At 71.7% G+C, this 16,168-nt stretch carries 15 protein-coding genes; 5 read left to right on the top strand and 10 right to left on the bottom strand.

Annotated elements, in window-relative coordinates:
* Positions 1–16 precede the first annotated feature (16 nt).
* A complete protein-coding gene (locus tag OG446_RS21905) occupies positions 17–934 on the bottom strand; it encodes an SDR family oxidoreductase (RefSeq protein WP_328895648.1) in 918 nt (305 codons plus the stop codon).
* Positions 935–1,017: 83 nt separating this feature from the next.
* Between OG446_RS21905 and OG446_RS21900 the strand changes: the two genes are divergently transcribed.
* Positions 1,018–1,944 carry a cyclase family protein gene (locus tag OG446_RS21900; protein ID WP_328895647.1) on the top strand — a complete coding sequence of 309 codons (927 nt, stop codon included), beginning with the start codon at positions 1,018–1,020 and terminating at the stop codon, positions 1,942–1,944.
* Positions 1,945–2,041: 97 nt separating this feature from the next.
* On the opposite strand, the gene OG446_RS21895 is transcribed toward OG446_RS21900, so the two are convergent.
* From OG446_RS21895 to OG446_RS21880, 4 genes are all read right to left on the bottom strand, one after another.
* Positions 2,042–2,566, bottom strand: a complete 525-nt coding sequence (locus tag OG446_RS21895) for an ATP-binding protein (RefSeq protein WP_328895646.1) — start codon at positions 2,564–2,566, stop codon at positions 2,042–2,044.
* Positions 2,567–3,051: 485 nt separating this feature from the next.
* The gene (locus OG446_RS21890) at positions 3,052–3,999 is read right to left on the bottom strand and encodes an acyl-CoA dehydrogenase family protein (protein WP_328895645.1); all 948 of its coding nucleotides are present in this window, start codon (positions 3,997–3,999) and stop codon (positions 3,052–3,054) included.
* A 7-nt stretch (positions 4,000–4,006) separates the two neighbouring features.
* On the bottom strand, positions 4,007–5,164 hold the full coding sequence (locus OG446_RS21885; RefSeq protein WP_328895644.1) for an acyl-CoA dehydrogenase: 1,158 nt from the start codon (positions 5,162–5,164) through the stop codon (positions 4,007–4,009).
* Between the two features lie 11 nt (positions 5,165–5,175).
* Complete coding sequence (locus OG446_RS21880) at positions 5,176–6,369, bottom strand: amidohydrolase family protein (RefSeq protein WP_327709537.1); 1,194 nt, start codon at positions 6,367–6,369, stop codon at positions 5,176–5,178.
* Positions 6,370–6,513: 144 nt separating this feature from the next.
* On the opposite strand from OG446_RS21880, the gene OG446_RS21875 reads away from it, so the two are divergent.
* Entirely contained in the window at positions 6,514–8,055 is a 1,542-nt protein-coding gene (locus OG446_RS21875; RefSeq protein ID WP_328895643.1) for a class I adenylate-forming enzyme family protein, read from the top strand.
* 482 nt (positions 8,056–8,537) lie between these two features.
* Here OG446_RS21875 and OG446_RS21870 read toward each other — a convergent pair whose 3' ends face one another.
* Both OG446_RS21870 and OG446_RS21865 read right to left on the bottom strand, forming a co-directional pair.
* Complete coding sequence (locus OG446_RS21870) at positions 8,538–9,059, bottom strand: EF-hand domain-containing protein (RefSeq protein ID WP_328895642.1); 522 nt, start codon at positions 9,057–9,059, stop codon at positions 8,538–8,540.
* Positions 9,060–9,162: 103 nt separating this feature from the next.
* Positions 9,163–9,537: an STAS domain-containing protein gene (locus OG446_RS21865; RefSeq protein ID WP_326658866.1), complete on the bottom strand. Its 375-nt coding sequence runs from the start codon at positions 9,535–9,537 to the stop codon at positions 9,163–9,165.
* 313 nt (positions 9,538–9,850) lie between these two features.
* Between OG446_RS21865 and OG446_RS21860 the strand changes: the two genes are divergently transcribed.
* Both OG446_RS21860 and OG446_RS21855 read left to right on the top strand, forming a co-directional pair.
* Positions 9,851–10,468: an RNA polymerase sigma factor gene (locus OG446_RS21860; RefSeq protein WP_328895641.1), complete on the top strand. Its 618-nt coding sequence runs from the start codon at positions 9,851–9,853 to the stop codon at positions 10,466–10,468.
* On the top strand, positions 10,465–11,766 hold the full coding sequence (locus OG446_RS21855) for a zf-HC2 domain-containing protein (protein WP_328895640.1): 1,302 nt from the start codon (positions 10,465–10,467) through the stop codon (positions 11,764–11,766). Before OG446_RS21860 ends, OG446_RS21855 begins: the two co-directional genes overlap by 4 nt.
* Before the next feature lie 12 nt (positions 11,767–11,778).
* On the opposite strand, the gene purU is transcribed toward OG446_RS21855, so the two are convergent.
* Together purU and OG446_RS21845 are read right to left on the bottom strand one after the other, a co-directional pair.
* Positions 11,779–12,657 carry a formyltetrahydrofolate deformylase gene (purU, locus tag OG446_RS21850; RefSeq protein WP_328895639.1) on the bottom strand — a complete coding sequence of 293 codons (879 nt, stop codon included), beginning with the start codon at positions 12,655–12,657 and terminating at the stop codon, positions 11,779–11,781.
* Between the two features lie 42 nt (positions 12,658–12,699).
* Positions 12,700–13,143: an SCO4402 family protein gene (locus tag OG446_RS21845; RefSeq protein WP_148019301.1), complete on the bottom strand. Its 444-nt coding sequence runs from the start codon at positions 13,141–13,143 to the stop codon at positions 12,700–12,702.
* Positions 13,144–13,317: 174 nt separating this feature from the next.
* Here OG446_RS21845 and OG446_RS21840 point away from each other — a divergent pair, with 174 nt between their 5' ends.
* A complete protein-coding gene (locus OG446_RS21840; protein ID WP_328895638.1) occupies positions 13,318–14,598 on the top strand; it encodes an ABC transporter substrate-binding protein in 1,281 nt (426 codons plus the stop codon).
* A gap of 16 nt (positions 14,599–14,614) precedes the next feature.
* Here OG446_RS21840 and OG446_RS21835 read toward each other — a convergent pair whose 3' ends face one another.
* The gene (locus OG446_RS21835) at positions 14,615–16,147 is read right to left on the bottom strand and encodes a hypothetical protein (protein WP_328895637.1); all 1,533 of its coding nucleotides are present in this window, start codon (positions 16,145–16,147) and stop codon (positions 14,615–14,617) included.
* Positions 16,148–16,168 lie beyond the last annotated feature (21 nt).

Genomic DNA, 16,168 nt, shown 5'->3' with positions numbered 1-16,168 from the left:
GGGAAGGCTCACCCGGCTACGCGTTCGGCCGCGCCGCGGCCTTGGCCGCCGCCGCCATCTCCTCCAGCTGCGCCAGCATCGGCATCGGGTCCGTCCCGACCGTCCCGGGCAGGAAGTCCGCGATGCGTTCCGGAGTCCACGCCGCCCCTTCCGCGTACCCCGCGCGCAGTTCCCTCGGCTGGGCCCAGACCGCGATCTTCGGGCCCGCGATCGTGTACACCTGGCCGGTGATCCTCTCCGCGCGGGCGCGCTCGCTGAGCAGGTAGACGACGAGTGCCGCCACGTCCTCCGGTTCGCCGATCTCCTTCAACTCCATGGGGACGTTCGCGGACATCCGGGTCCGCGCCACCGGCGCGACCGCGTTCGCCGTGACGCCGTACTTGTGGAGGCCCAGCGCCGCGCTGCGGACCAGCGAGATGATGCCGCCCTTGGCCGCGCTGTAGTTCGCCTGGGCGACGCTGCCCTGGTGGTTGCCGCTGGTGAAGCCGATGAGCGTGCCGGCGCCCTCCTGTTTGCGCATCACCGCGGAGGCCGCCCGGAAAACGGTGAACGTGCCCTTGAGATGGGTGGCGACCACGGGGTCCCACTCCGCCTCGGACATGTTGAAGAGCATGCGTTCACGCAGGATCCCGGCCACGCAGACGACCCCGTCGATCCGGCCGAACTCCGCCAGCGCGGTGTCCACGACCCGCTGTCCGCCGGCCATCGTGGAGATGTCGTCCGCCACCGCGACCGCTTCGCCGCCCGCCGCCACGATCTCCTTGACGACGGACTCCGCTATCTCGCTGGCGGGCTCACCTCCCTCGATGGAGACGCCGTAGTCGTTGACCACGACCCTCGCCCCCTCCGCCGCCGCGGCGAGCGCGACGGCCCGCCCGATGCCGCGCCCGGCACCCGTCACTGCCACGACCTTGCCTGCCAAGAAGTTCCCCATGCCCGGCCCCTTCCCGCGGTTTCTGACGGACCGTTAGATTCTATGGGTCATCAGGTCCACCGGCACAAGCCCCAGGAGGCGCCATGTCTTTGCCGGCCGAGTTCCACGACCTCGCCAAGCGCGTGAACAACTGGGGTCGCTGGGGTGCCGACGACGAGATCGGCACCCTCAACCTCATCACCGACGAGGTCGTACAGGAGGCGGCGGCCACCGTCCGCAGCGGCCGACGTATCGCGCTCGCCCTGCCGCTCCAGCAGGACGGCGTACAGAGCGGGCTGATCCCCGGGCGGGTCAATCCGCTGCACACCATGGTCCAGATCAATCAGGAGATCTTCGGCCCCGGCACCGTCGCCACCAGCGACGACACCGCCGTCCTGGGGCTCCAGGCCGCGACCCACTGGGACGCGCTCACCCACGCCTCGCACTCGGGGAAGATCTACAACGGGCGGCCGGCGGCCACGATCACCGCCCACGGCGGCGCGCAGTTCAGCGGCATCGACAAGGCGCCGCACATCGTCTCGCGCGGGGTCCTCCTCGACGTCGCCCGTGCCCACGGCGTGGACCGGCTGCCGGGCGGCCACGCGGTCACCCCCGAGGACCTGGAGGCGGCCGAGGAACTGGCCGGGGTCAGGGTACGGTCCGGGGACATCGTCCTCGTACGGACGGGACAGGTGCAGGTGTACCTCTCCGGGGACAAGAACGCCTACGGGTATCCGTCACCGGGCCTGTCGATCCGCACGCCGGAGTGGTTCCGGGCCCGCGACGTGGCCGCGGTCGCCAATGACACGCTGACCTTCGAGATCTTCCCGCCGGAGATCGAGGACCTGTGGCTGGGGGTGCACGCACTCGACCTGGTCGAGATGGGCATGCTCCAGGGCCAGAACTGGAACCTGGAGGACTTGTCCACAGCCTGTGCGGACGCGGGGCGCTACGCCTTCCTGCTCTCCGCCATGCCGGAGCCCTTCGTCGGCGCCACCGGCACGCCGGTCGCCCCGGTCGCGATCCTCTGAGCCGCCGCCGCGCGCACGGAACCCGCCATACCGGCCGCCCCGTGCGCGGGTGGGCGCGCCGGACCCCGCGAGCCCGGCCTGATCCGAACGAGAGGCCCTACGCGCGGTGGCTGCCCGCGTGCGCCTCGTGTGCCTCGTACGCGGCGCCCGCGCCGCAGCCGTCGGCATTCTCGCGCTCGGGAGGGCCTGGCTGCATCTGCACCTGGATCAGCGGGATACCGCGGTCGACCTCGCACCAGATGCGCTTGCCCGCACCTTCCGGCTGCCAGCCCCAGCGGTCGGCCAGGCCGTCGACCAGTTCAAGGCCGCGGCCGCCGGTGTCCTCGCCCTCCGCGTGCCGCTGCTGCGGCGGGCGGCAGCTGGTGTCGGCCACCTCGACCCGGACGGTCCCGGCATTGCCCGGGGCCCCGGTCGAGCCGAACAGCATGCGCAGCACGGCCGGACAGCCCGTGTGCACGACCGCGTTCGTGACCAGCTCCGAGATGAGCAGGATGAGCGTCTCGGCCAGCGGCTCGTCGTCTCCTATCCCGGATCCGACGAGCCTCGAACGCGCCCATCTGCGGGCCCGTCCGACCTCCGCGGGGTCGGGCCCGACCTCCAACTGAACCTGAAGCACCTGCACCGCTCACACCATCCGAACCGGCGGACACATCGCCTCGCGCCTCCTCAGGGTCACGGAACGTGATTCCCTTACGAGACAGCATGGTTGACGTACAGTCACCGCAACAAGCGCTTCGGGCATATTCCAACGCGAAGGAGTACGCGTGGTGCATACTGTGCGACGCACGTTGCGGAGAGTCGAACAGAGGCGCGCAGTCACCCCGGGAATCGCTTCCCCGGCAGGCCCGGCGCTTCCGCGTGGATCACGAGCAGGGCACCTCTCGCGGACCGGAGTCGCCGCACAGGCCACATCCGGATCGCCAGGTTCCAGAACCACTCGCATCCAACGGAGCGTACCCGAGCCCGGCGCCGACTCCGGCCCGTGACGAATTACGCATAGGACACAAGCCGGTATCGGGACGTACCGACTGCGCTGCGTCACTCCGCAGCGTGAACCTCTGGGGCCCGTCGCGTCACCTGCGTGCACGGGGCACCCTTGCACCCCGCTCAGCCCAGATCGGCCGCCAGCACCTCCTCCGCGTCCGCCGCCGTCAGCCACTGCCCGGACCGCAGCCAGGCCCGCTTGAGACGCAGATGGACATCCGCCTCCCAGGTGAAGCCCATGCCGCCGTGCACCTGGAGGCAGTCGCGGGCGTTGTCGACGGCCGCCTCGTCGGCAAGGAGCTTGGCCCCGGCGGCCTCCACCGGGTCGCCGGTCACCGCGGCCGCGTAGACGGCAGTGCGGGCCGGCTCGGCGCGCACCAGCATTCCGGCACACAGATGTTTGACCGCCTGGAACGCCCCGATCGGCACACCGAACTGTTCCCGCGAACCGGCGTGTTGGACGGCCGCCTCCAGGCTGCGGGCGGCACTGCCGAGCTGTTCGGCCGCGGCCAGCAGCGCACCCTCGCACCGCAGCCGCGCCCCGTCGGGCAGCACCTCGCCCTCGTACGCGGACAGGTCCGGCACCCGCCACAACGGCGTACCCGGATCCAGCGACCGCACGGGCCGGGCCTCGTCCACCAGCCGTCGCAGCGCCCCGCCGCTCACCAGCCGCGTCCGGTCCCCGTCCAGGACCAGCAGCGCGTCGGCCCCCTCCAGGTGCCCCACGGGCCGCCCCGCCTCCGCCAGCGCGACCACGGCCTCACCCTCGGCCGCCCCCTTCACCGCGCCCGCGGCCAGCTGGGTGGCGGCCAGCGGTCCGGGCAGCAGCGCCCGCCCCACCTCCTCGAACAAGAGTACGGATTCGGGCAGTCCGAGACCGACCCCGCCCGCCGCCTCCGGGAGCCGCAGCGCGAAGAACCCGGCCGCACCGAGCTCCCGCCACAGCGCCCGGTCCACGCCCCCTCCCCGCTCGTGCGCCGCCCGCATCCGGTCCCTGTCGAACCGGCCGGCGAGCAGGCCCCGTATCCCCGCCCGCAGGGCGCGCTGGTCCTCCGAGAGCTGGAAGTCCACTCCCCGCTCACCGCCCCTTCGGCAGGCCGAGAATCCGCTCGGCGACGATGTTCCGCTGGATCTGCGAAGTACCGGCCGCGATCGTGTACGAGAGCGAGGAGAGCCGGTCCAGCACCCACTCCTGGTCCAGATCCAGGGCGTCCGTGGCCCCGAGCACCTCGGCCGCCGCCTCGTACAGCTCCTGGCGGACATGCGAGTACCGCAGCTTGAAGACCGAACCGCCGATCCCGGGCACTCCCCCACTGGCCTGCGCCTCACTGACGTTCCACTGGGTGAGCCGCCACAGCGCCCGGAGCTCGGCACTCAGCCTGCCCAGCCTCCGGCGCAGCACCGCATCGTCCCAGCGCCCGTTCCTGCGGGCCTCGGCGGCCAGCGCGTCCAGCGTCCGGCGGCAGGCGACGACCTCGCCGACGAAGGCCGTCCCGCGCTCGAACGAGAGCGTGACCATGGTGACCCGCCAGCCGTCGTTCTCCGCCCCGACGCGGTGCGAGACGGGCACCCGCACCTCGTCGAGGAACATCTCGGCGAACTCGGTGGACCCGGCCAGCGTCCGCAGCGGCCTGACCGTGACCCCCGGACTGTCCATCCGCATGGCGAGCCAGCTGATGCCCCGGTGCTTCGGCGCCTGCGCGTCCGTCCTCACCAGCAGCTCGCACCAGTCGGCGACCTCCGCGTGCGAGGTCCAGATCTTCTGCCCGCTCACCACGTAGTCGTCGCCGTCGCGCACCGCCCGGGTCCGCAGCGAGGCCAGGTCCGATCCCGCGTCCGGCTCGCTGAACCCCTGGCACCACATCTCCTCGCCCCGCAGCACCGGCGGCAGCCAGCGGGCCCGCTGTTCGGCGGTGCCCTCGGCCGCGACGGTGGGTCCGGCGTGCAGCAGCCCGACGAAGTTCGCCCCGACGTAGGGCGCCCCGGCCCGCTCCGTCTCCTCCAGGAAGATCAGGTGCTGCGTGGGTGTGGCGCCCCGGCCACCGGCGTCGGCGGGCCAGTGCAGCCCCGCGTACCCGGCGTCGTACAACAGCCGCTGCCAGCCGGCGTCGTACGCCCTGCGCCCCGGCCAGTCACCGGGGTCCGGCTTCCCGGGCAGCCCCGGGAGCACCGAACCCAGCCACTCCCGCAGCCGCGCCCGAAAGGCTTCCTCTTCCTCCGTGTACGCAAGGTCCATGACGTGCGCGCCTACTTGTCGAGGTCGAGACCGAGCATCCGGATCGCGTTCCCGCGCATCAGTTTGTAGACGGTCTCGTCGTCCAGTCCCTTGACGTGGTCGAGCGCGACCTCCTTGGTGTGCGGGAAGGTCGAGTCCACGTGCGGGTAGTCCGTCTCGAACGTCGCGTTGTCACGCCCGACGACATCGAGCGACGCGACGCCGTGCTTGTCGCGGAAGAAGCAGCAGAACATCTGCCGGTAGTAGTACGTGGACGGCGGCTCGGGAATCAGATCGCGCACCCCTCCCCAGGCCCGGTGCTCCTCCCAGACGTCGTCGGCGCGCTCCAGGGCGTACGGGATCCAGCCCATCTGGCCCTCGCTGTACGCGAGCTTGAGCTGCGGGAACTTCACCAGCACCCCGCTGAACAGGAAGTCCATCATCGAGGCCATCGCGTTGTTGAAGGAGAGCGAGGCCTGGACGGCCGGCGGGGCGTCCGGCGAGGCGGCCGGCATCTGCGAGCTGGAGCCGATGTGCATGTTCACGACCGTGCCGGTCTCCTGGCAGACGGCGAAGAACGGGTCCCAGTACCCGGTGTGGATCGACGGCAGCCCCAGATAGGTCGGGATCTCCGAGAAGGTCACCGCCCGCACTCCCCGCGCGGCGTTCCGCCTGATCTCCGCAACGGCCAGATCGATGTCCCAGAGCGGGATGATGCAGAGCGGGATCAGCCGGCCGCCGCTGTCCCCGCACCACTCCTCGACCATCCAGTCGTTGTACGCGCGCACACAGGCGAGCGCGACCTCCTTGTCGTGGGCCTCGGCGAAGGTCTGCCCGCAGAAGCGCGGGAAGGTGGGAAAGCAGAGGCTCGCCTCGACATGGTTGAGGTCCATGTCCTTCAGCCGCTCGACGGGGTCCCAGCACCCCCGCCGCATCTCGGCCCGGGTGATCCCCTCCAGCGTCATGTCGTCCCGGTCGAAACCCACGGCGGCGATGTTCCGCTTGTACGGGAACTTGAGGTCCTCGTAGATCCACCAGTCGGTCGGCGGCCCGTCCGGGTCCATCGTGATGACGTACTTGCCGCCGGTGTACGCCAGCTCGCCGATGCCCGCGGTCAGGGGCTGCGGTCCGCGCTCGCGGTACTTGGCGGGCAGCCAGGTCGAGAAGAGGTGCGGCGGCTCGATCACATGGTCGTCGACGCTGACGATCCGAGGCAGTTCCGTCATGGTGTCCCCTTCGGCGCACGCATTTCTGATGACCCGTCAGATTGACGTCGCCCACAGGCTAGCCCCGCACCCCTGGACCGACAAGGCGCAGCGCTCTACGCTCTCCGCACGATCTGACTACCCGTCAGCTGTGAGGGGTTCGCCGTGAACGAGACCGCACACGCCCTGGGTGCATCGGGCACCTTCTGGGAGCTCATCGAACGCCGGGCCGCCCTGACGCCGGAGCGGACCTTCCTGATCCAGGACGACCGCACGCTCACCTTCGGCGAACTGCGCACCCGGGCCGAACGGGTGGCGGCGGGCCTGTACGCCCTGGGCGTACGCCCCGGCACCGTCGTCGCCTGGCAACTGCCGACGCGCCTCGAAACGGCGCTGCTCTCCTTCGCACTGGCCCGGATCGGGGCAGTGCAGAGCCCCGTCATCCCCTTCTACCGCGACCGCGAGGTCGGCTTCGCCCTGCGCGAGTCGAAGGCGGAGTACTTCGCGGTGCCGGGCACCTGGCGCGGCTTCGACCACACCGCGATGGCCGCCCGCCTCTCCGCGGACCTCGCACACCCGCCGGAGCTCATCGAGGCGTACGACACCCTCCCGGACGGCGACCCTTCCTTCTTGCCCCCACCGCCCTCCGACGGCACGGCGGTGCGCTGGATCTACTGGACCTCGGGCACCACGTCCGACCCGAAGGGCGTCCTGCACACCGACCGCAGCCTGATCGCGGGCGGCTCCTGCCTGGCCCACGCGCTGCACCTGTCGGCGGACGACATCGGCTCGGTGGCCTTCCCGTTCGCCCACGTCGGCGGCCCGGACTACGCGGTGATGCTCCTCCTCTACGGCTTCCCCGCAGTCCTCTTCGAGCACTTCGCGATGCCGGACGCCCTTGCGGGCTATCGGCGCCACGGGGTCACGGTCGCAGGGGGCTCCACCGCGTTCTACTCGATGTTCCTGGCGGAACAGCGCAAGGACCCGGGCCGCCCGGTCGTCCCCACCCTCCGGCTGCTGGCCGGCGGCGGCGCCCCGAAACCCCCCGAGCTGTACCACGCGGTGGTCCGCGAGATGGGCGTCCAGCTCACCCACGGCTACGGCATGACCGAGGTCCCGATGATCACGATGGGCGCCCCCGACGACACGGTGGAACACCTCGCCGAGACGGAGGGCCGCCCGCCCGAGGGCATGGAGATCCGGATCACCGACGAGGACGGCAAGCCGGTGCCGCACGGGACGGACGGCGAGGTACGGCTCCGGGGCGAGGCGGTCTGCCGGGGCTACCTGGCGTCCACCTCCCCCTCCCCCTTCGACGCCGAGGGCTTCCTGATCACGGGGGACGTCGGGCATGTCCGGCCGAGCGGGCACCTCGTGCTCACCGGCCGGCTGAAGGACATCATCATCCGCAAGGGCGAGAACATCTCGGCGAAGGAGATAGAGGACCTCCTGGCCCGCCACCCCGGCGTGGGCGACGCGGCGGTGATCGGCCTCCCGGACCAGTCACGCGGCGAACGCGTCTGCGCGGTGGTGGAACAGCCCCCCGGCGCCGCCGCACTCACCCTCCCCGAGCTGACGGCCTACCTGCGGGGCGAGGGCCTGTCGGTCCACAAGCTCCCGGAGCAACTGGAACTGGTCGACGCGCTGCCCCGCAACGAGGCGCTCCGCAAGGTCCTGAAGTACCAGCTGCGCGAACGGTTCGCGTGAGGCGGGGTTCCGTCCTCAAGCGCCGGACGGGCTTGTTTGTGCGGCTTGCTCCGCGGGGTGCGCCTTGACCCCCGGGTGGGGTCCGGTGCCCCTCCGGGGCGTCTCCTCAAACGACGAACGTTTCCAGTCCCACGCAGCGGACCCCGGTATCCGTTCGTCGTCCTGCGGGGACTCCCCTGCACGGCCCCGGACCGGCCGCCTTGCGTCTGCGGCAGCAGTCCCACCGGCGTGCAGACGCAGGCGATGCCGGGTGGGGGCGTGCAGGGGAGTCCCCGCAGAAAATGGCGTACGACCCGGGTCGTTTACGTACCGGGGTACACACGCCATTTTTGAGGAGTCTCCCCGGAGGGACCCCACCCCCACCCACCGCACACAGGCGCACCCCGCGGCGGGGCCGCACACAAGCCCGTCCGGCGCTTGAGGACAAAACCCGCGCCCCGGACAGGGGCAAGGTCAAAGCACCGCCGCCGCCCGCCCAAGGGCTACGCGTCAGGCTCGATCACAGTGACATACGCGGCGAACGCCGCCACCGCGTCCGCCTCCGCGATCCGCCCGTCCCGGTCCGCGTCCAGGCTCTGCGCCGCGAACGCCGCCGCGTCCGCGCTCGCGCCGAGGACCCGCAGGGCCCGCTCGACGGCGGACACCGCGGCGGCGCCGTCGTTCTCCGGGTCGGCCACGGCGATCGCCGCCCGCAGGAAGGGGCGGGCGATCTCCGCGAAGCGCTCGGGGTTGTCGCGGAGGCGTTTCACCGCGCCGCCCACGAATTCCTCCCGGGTGACCCGCTGGTCCCCGTCAACGTCGGCGATGCCCGCCATGCCCTGCCAGAACGCCTCGGCGCCGCTGTAGAGCGCCTGGCCCTTGTCGCAGCGGGCCGTCGTACCGAATTCGGTGAGCAGACGGGCCGCGGCGGCACTGAAATCCGCGCGATCGATGTATCCGTTGCCGTCCTGGTCGAAGGCGGCGAAGCGGAAGGCGATCTTGCGCTCATACTCTGCGCTGTCCATGCGGGGAGCGTACGACGCCCGCAGGCGTCACGTGTCACTTACGCGCGTCACCAGTGTGACAACCCGGTATTAATGTCCGCCGCGGGCGGGCGGTGGCGGCCGTTCAGGCCGAGAGCGGCTGGGCTTCGTCGTCGACGGCGGAGTCCCAGTCCGGGTAGACCTCGAACAGCCGCCGTACGCCCAGCGCACCGAGCACCCGGTTGACGTGGGAGCCGTCCTCGGCGCCCCGCGCGGGCAGGATCAGCCGCAGCCGGCCCCCGCAGGAGCGCATCAGACGGCGGGAGGCGATCAGGACACCGACGCCACTGGAGTCGCAGAAGAAGACCTCGGAGAGGTCCAGCACGACGTTGTGGCGGCCCACCGCCACCGCGTCGTGGACGGACTGGCGGACGACGGGTGAGGTCACCAGGTCCAGTTCGCCGTGCATGTGCAGAACGGTCCACTCGCCCCGCTCGGTCTCGGCCACTCTCAGTGTCACGCGACTGGGCCTCTCGCTCCGGGGATCCCGGGGGATTCCAGTGATCCGGAAGTTTGCGTTCCTCCTCGCGGCTGCCCCGGCGTACTCCCCATGAAACACCGCCCCCCGCAGGAAGGCCCAGAACGGTTTCGGGCAGAAATGATCACTTCGGGTCCGATTCCGACCCTGCGGGGCGCCGCATTCCCTACCATCCAGGGCGATCGCGGGGACGTACTTGCCGTAAAGGGGCGTGCTCGGTCAGCCTTGCCGACTACATTCGATGTGACGAGGGGTACAGGGCACGAGGCCCTGACGGGACAGGGCTGGGGGTCGTATGGCTAAAAACGCACCACCCCGCTGGGACCGCAGCATGCAGCAGCGGCTGGCACGCGGCGAGGCCGCGGCCCTCGGTGAGCTCTACGACCGGTTCGCCTCCCTCGTGCACAGTCAGGCCAGCCGGATGCTGGACGACGAGAGCGCCGCGGACCTCGTGACCCGCGAGGTGTTCGGCTACGTGTGGGAGAACCCGAACGCGTACGACCCCAAGCAGGGCTCGATGCGCGCCTGGGTCGCCCGGCTCACGCACCGCGAGTCCGTGCAGCGGCTGCGCAGGGCCGCCGCCGCGCGGACGGACGACGAGTACGGCGTCCGCGAGGACGACGACGGGGACGACGCGGCCGGCTTCGCCCCGGCCGACCTGGAGGAGCGGGTGCGGCTGGCCACCGCGGCGGCCCGGGCCGACTACATCGTCGCGTCCATGCCCGCGCCGCTGCGGGCCGCGCTGGAGCTCGCGTACATCCAGCGCCGCGACTACCGGCAGACCGCGACCGACCTCGGGGTCACCGAGGACGAGGCGCGTCGCCGGCTGCGGCTCGGGCTGCAACTGCTGTCCACCGCGCACACCCGTCCGCTGGAGGGCTCCTCGCCGCCCGGATACGGGCGGCCGCTGTGACCGACGACCCGGACGGCCACGAGGCGGACGGACGGGACGACGAGGTGCGGGGCGCCCGGCGCATACCGGGCCCACGGGCCGCCGCCGACGACTTCGGCCCCGACCGGTTCGTCCCGCCACCGAAGGCCGTCTCCGTGATCCAGGAACCCGACGCGGAACCGCCCGCCCCGAAGCTGTCGCACCGCGTCCTGAAGGCCCTTCTCGGAGCCTGGGCGCTGACCGCGTGCTCGGCCGCGGAGACCGAGGCCGTCGAGGCGCACCTCACGGAGTGCGCCCCGTGCGCGGACGAGGCGCTGCGCCTGCGGGACGCGGTCGGCCTGCTGCACACGGACCGCAGCCTGGACCTGGATCCGATGCTCCGGAGCCGGGTGCTGGAGAACTGCCTGAGCCGCCGGCCGGCCAGGATCCCGGTTCCGGGGTGGGCCTCCCCGTACGACGCGGAGACGGCCCGGCTCGACGCGCTGCTGCGCGACATCGGTGACTCCGAGTGGCACGCCCCGGTACGGCTGAAGTGGTTCGAGGGCGAGCGCGGGGTGAACCGCAAGACGACGGTCGCCGGCGTCATCGGTCATCTGATGACCGTCGACGGCCTGGTCAGCACCGCCCTCGGTCTCGACGACCCGCTCGCCGACAGCGTCCCCGGCATCCCGCGCCGGGGCTCAGAGCTGCCGCTCGCCCCCGCCCCGCGCACCGAGACGTACTGGTCGGCCGCCCGGCGTCCGCCGACCCGCACCGTCCGCGAACCATGGCGCGACCAGAGCCACACCCTCATCCGCACCGTGTCCTTCGCGGGGCGCGGCGTCTCGGATCTCTCCGTCTCGTACGGCGACTTCGCCCTGCCGTTGCAGGACGCGCTGCTGGACCGCGCCTTCGAGTGCTGGGTGCACGCCGGTGACATCGCCGAGGCGGTGGACTACCCGTACGAGCCGCCCGCCGCCGCCCATCTGCACCGCATGATCGATCTGGCCGCGCGGCTCCTGCCGGCCGCCCTGGCCGAACGACGCCGGGCGGGCCTGGCCGGTCCGGCCCGCCGGCTGGTGACGGCGGGGTCGCCGGGCCGCTCGCTCCATCTGGAGGTCGAGGGCTCCGGCGGCGGCAACTGGTACATCGCGCTGGACTCCCCCGCCGCTCTCGGTTCGCCCGATCACACGGTGGCGCAGGTCGCGCTGGACGGGGTCGAGTTCTGCCAGCTGGTGGCGGGGCACGTGCCGCCCGTGGAGGCCGCGGCCGGTCAGCGCGGGGACCGGGACGCGATCCGGGACGTGCTCTTCGCGGCGGCCTCGCTCAGCAGGCTGTGACCGACACCCGCCCTAGGCGAAGATCACCGTACGGCGGCCGTTCAGCAGGATGCGCCGCTCCGCGTGCCACTTCACCGCGCGCGCCAGGGCCTGGCACTCCACATCGCGCCCGATGGCGACCAGCTGGTCCGGCGTGACGCCGTGGCCCACCCGCTCGACCTCCTGCTCGATGATCGGCCCCTCGTCGAGGTCGGCCGTGACGTAGTGCGCCGTCGCACCGATGAGCTTCACCCCGCGGGCGTGCGCCTGGTGGTACGGCTTGGCGCCCTTGAAGCTCGGCAGGAACGAGTGGTGGATGTTGATGATCCGGCCGCTGAGCTGCTTGCACAGATCGTCCGAGAGGACCTGCATGTAGCGGGCCAGGACGACGAGCTCCACGTTCTCCTCGCGCACGAGCTCCAGCAGCTGTGCCTCCGCCTCTGCCTTGTTCTCCCTGTTCACGGGGATGTGGCGGAAGGGGATGTCGTACGAGGCGACCAGTTCGGCGAAGTCCGTGTGGTTGGAGACGACCGCCGCGATGTCGACCGGCAGGGCCCCGATCCGGGACCGGAACAGCAGGTCGTTGAGGCAGTGGCCGAACTTGCTGACCATCAGCACGATCCGCATCCGCTCCGAGGAACGGTGGATCTGCCAGTCCATCCGGAAGGAGTCACCGATCGCCGCGAAGCTCGCCCGCAGCTTCTCCGGCGTCACCGGGCTGTCCGCCGAGAAGTGGACGCGCATGAAGAACAGACCCGTGTCGTGGTCCCCGAACTGCTGGCTGTCCTCGATGTTGCAGCCCGTCATGAAGAGATAACTCGACACGGCGTGCACGATGCCCTGTTTGTCGGGGCACGAGAGGGTGAGGACGTACTGCTCGGGGGCGGTGTCAGCAGGCTGCGGTGCGGTCATCCCCGTAGCGTGCCACACCGTCAACCTTTACGAGGCGGCCTCTCAGCTCCTAGTCATGATGCGGAGCACGTCCAGTGAGCGCGGCGGGACGTCCGGGTCCTCGCCGTCGTTCGTGGCGAGCAGCACATGGGCCTCGCGGGCGGCCCTGACGGCCTCCGGCCAGCCGTGGTGCTCCAGGTAGGCGGAGACGGGGGCGTCCGCGCCGACCTGGTGCATGATGCGCAGCACCCGCAGCACGGCGACGTCGACGAGGGCGGCCTCACCGGAGTCCCGGAAGACCGTGCCGACGTACTTCTCGGCGGACCAGTTGTCGAGCCAGGTGTCCTCGACCAGGCGGTACACGGCGTCGGTGACGTCGCCGTATCCCTCCCGGCCGGCCAGCCAGCACTCGTGATGGAAGACGGGGTCGGAGAGCATGTGCAGCGCCGAGCGCACGTTGCTGCGCCAGCGCCACCACGGAATGTCATTGAGCGGCATGCCGCCCATGGTGGAGGAGCGACGGCCGCGACGGGAAGAGTTCTCGGAACCTTGCTGCACGGTTGTCGATCGTACGTTCCCTTTTCGGCTTTCCGTACGGCCCCCTGCAATTCACCTGGACGTCACCGAGCGTTGAACGGAGCACACTGCGGCGTTACCCGGGGACGGGAAGTGTCTGGGTCCATGACCGGACGGCGACGCCCCCTCTCCCCCCGCCCCTTCAGATTGCTCACCGGTGCGGTGGCGGCAGGGGCTCTGCTGATGACCGGCTGCGGTGTGCTCCCTGGGGCCTCGGGGGACTCCAGGGAGCCCGTCACCGTCGTGACCTGGGCCCCGAGCGGTGCCGCGGGGCCGGACGCCGCCAACATGGCCGGCATGACCGCGATGGCGCAGACGTACGCCCGCTGGATCAACGGCGAGGGCGGCATCGACGGGCACGAGCTGCGCGTGGTCACCTGCGACGAGCAGGACAGCTCGATCGGCGCGGGCAACTGCGCCCGCCGGGCGGTCAAGGAGAAGGCCGTCGCGGTCCTCGGCTCCTACAGCCGGCACGGGCGGGCGTTCATGGCACCGCTCGAAGTGGCCGGGATCCCGTACATCGGCGGCTACGGCGCCTCCGAGGAGGAGTTCCGGAGCTATATGTCCTACCCGGTCACCGGCGGCCAGTCGGCGCTCCTGGCGGGCAACGCGAAGCAGCTGGCCGCCACCTGCGACCAGGTCTCCCTGGTGCGTCCCGACACCCTGGGCGGCGACAGCCAGGCGTGGCTCCTCAACACCGGCCTCACCGAGGCCCGCCGGCCCGCACCGGTCGACGTCCGGGCGGACGAGGGGGCCACGTCGTACGACGGGGCGGCCGGGCGCGCACTGACGGGAGCGGGCGAGGACGGCGGCTGCGTGACGGCCGTGCTCGGCGACCGCACGGAGACCTTCTTCGACTCCTTCCGGCGGCTGGAGCCGGCCGGCGGATCGGTGCGGATCTCCTCGGTCCTCGGCAGCATCGGCCAGCCGCTCATCGACCGCACCGGCGGTCGCGACAGCCCGTTCGAGGGCGCGTACGTCACCGGGTGGTACCCGGCCCCCGGCGATACGCGCTGGGACCTGATGCGGGACGTGATCGGCAAGCACGCCTTCGGAGACAACCGCATCGATCCGGACGACACGGGCGTACAGACGACCTGGATCGCCTACACCGCCCTGAAGTCGATCGTCGAGTCGCTGGACGAGGCGCACATCACGGCCCGGAAGGTCACCAAGGCCCTCAACAAGGGCACCCGGGTGGACACGGGCGGCCTCACCCCCGCCCTGCGCTGGCGTTACGAGGACATGATCGGCTCGTCCTCGTATCCGCGCATCGTGAACAGCAAGGTGACGTTCCAGGTCGTGCGCGACGGCCGGCTGGTCGCCGACAGCAAGGGCTTCGTGGACGTGACGAAGACGCTGTCGGACGCCAGCGCGACCGGCTGAGGGCGGTCCGCCGGGCTCAGAGCGCGGTGGACGCCCGCTTCGTCAGGCCGTACTTCGTCGCGATGGCGTTCCACAGCCTGGATGCCTGCTTCTTGGCCGCGGTCGCCTCGCCGCTCTGCACATTGGCCTGCTGGTAGTGCGTGGTGAAACGGGCCTTGCCCTTCTTGCACACCTTCTTGCTCTTGGCCTGCGTGGCCCAGGCCGCGTAGTGGTCGTCCGCCGAGGCGGACGCCTGCCAGGCCTTGGTGAGGGAGGCGGCCAACTGGACGTTGTCCGGCAGCTTGTCGACCGACAGCCCCTTGAGCCGGGTCACCAGATCGCGGCGCTGCTGGGCGGCGCCCTTGAGGTCGGCCACGGCCTTGTCCAGGTCGGTGCAGTTCTTGGCCTTCTCCACCGCACCGATCACCGCGGACCGGCTGTTGTTGCTGTCCGCGAGCAGCTTGTCGAGCGCCTCGGCCTGCGGCTTCGCCGGGTCGGGAGCGGCCTGCGTCGCGGGCTGGGAGGCGGGTGAACTCGCCGCCGCCACCGGCTGCTTGGCCTCGTCGCCCTTCTCGTCGCCACCGCTCAGCAGGGCGCCGGCCCCGAGCCCGATCACGGCGCAGCCGACGACGACCGCGGCGATCAGCGGGACGTGCGCGGACTTCTTGCGCCGCCCGTCCTGCCCGCTCTGCGGCAGCCCGTGCTCGGGGCCCGTGTACGGGGGCGCCTGCTGGTACGCCTGAGGGGGCGGCCCGCCCTGGTACTGCTGCTGCCCGCCCTGGTGCTGCTGGTGCTGCTGCGTGGGGTCGAACCGGGGCATCTGCTGGGTGGCGCCCGCGGGTTCGTCGCTGCGGAAGAGGTTGTCGAACTCCGCGGGCGGCTGCCGCTCACCGGGTGCCCCGGGCCGGATGCCGTACGGGGCGCCACCGGGCACGGGCGGTATGTACTGGGTCGCGTCGGCGTCCTGGCCGCCCTGCGGGGGCGGCGGCGCGGCGTGGCCGCCGGACTGCGGGTACGCCTGCTGCGGGTCACGGCCGAGGAACCGCGTGGACTCGGCGGGTGCCTCCGGCGGCAGGCCGCCCGGCCCCGGACCGGCCGGAACCGCCGCGATGTACTGCGTGGCGTCCGCGTCGCCGCTCGCGCCGGGCACCGCCTCGGGCGGCAGCGGCATGGCGTACGGCGACGGCGGGGACTGCTGGGGCTGCTGGAGTTGCTGTCCGTGCTGGGGCTGTGCGGGCGGCTGCGGCTGCTGAGCCTGGCCGTACCCGGAACCCTGCTGCCCCTGCCCGTACTGACCGTGCTGCGCCTGCTGCTGCCCGTACTGCCCCTGCTGCTGACCGTACGCGCCGCCCTGCTGGTCCTGCCCGTACCCGCCCTGCGGGGCGGCGTCCTGGTGGGACGTCTGCGGTCCCCAGGGCTGCCCCCACGGCTGACCGCCGGCCGGGACCGCCTGGTCCGCGGGTCCCCCCGGCGTCCAGGGCTCGCCGCCGCCCGCGGGCAGCACGACGCCCTCGTGCGCGGGTCGTACAGCAGGGAGCTGCTGCTCGTCACCCTGTCCGCTCTGTGTCACCGGGACTCCTACGTGTGAACC

The sequence above is a fragment of the Streptomyces sp. NBC_00236 genome (assembly GCF_036195045.1).
GTDB lineage: Bacteria > Actinomycetota > Actinomycetes > Streptomycetales > Streptomycetaceae > Streptomyces.
The sequence above is the reverse complement of the archived record's forward strand: the minus strand, read 5'-3'. Positions and strand labels throughout refer to the sequence as shown.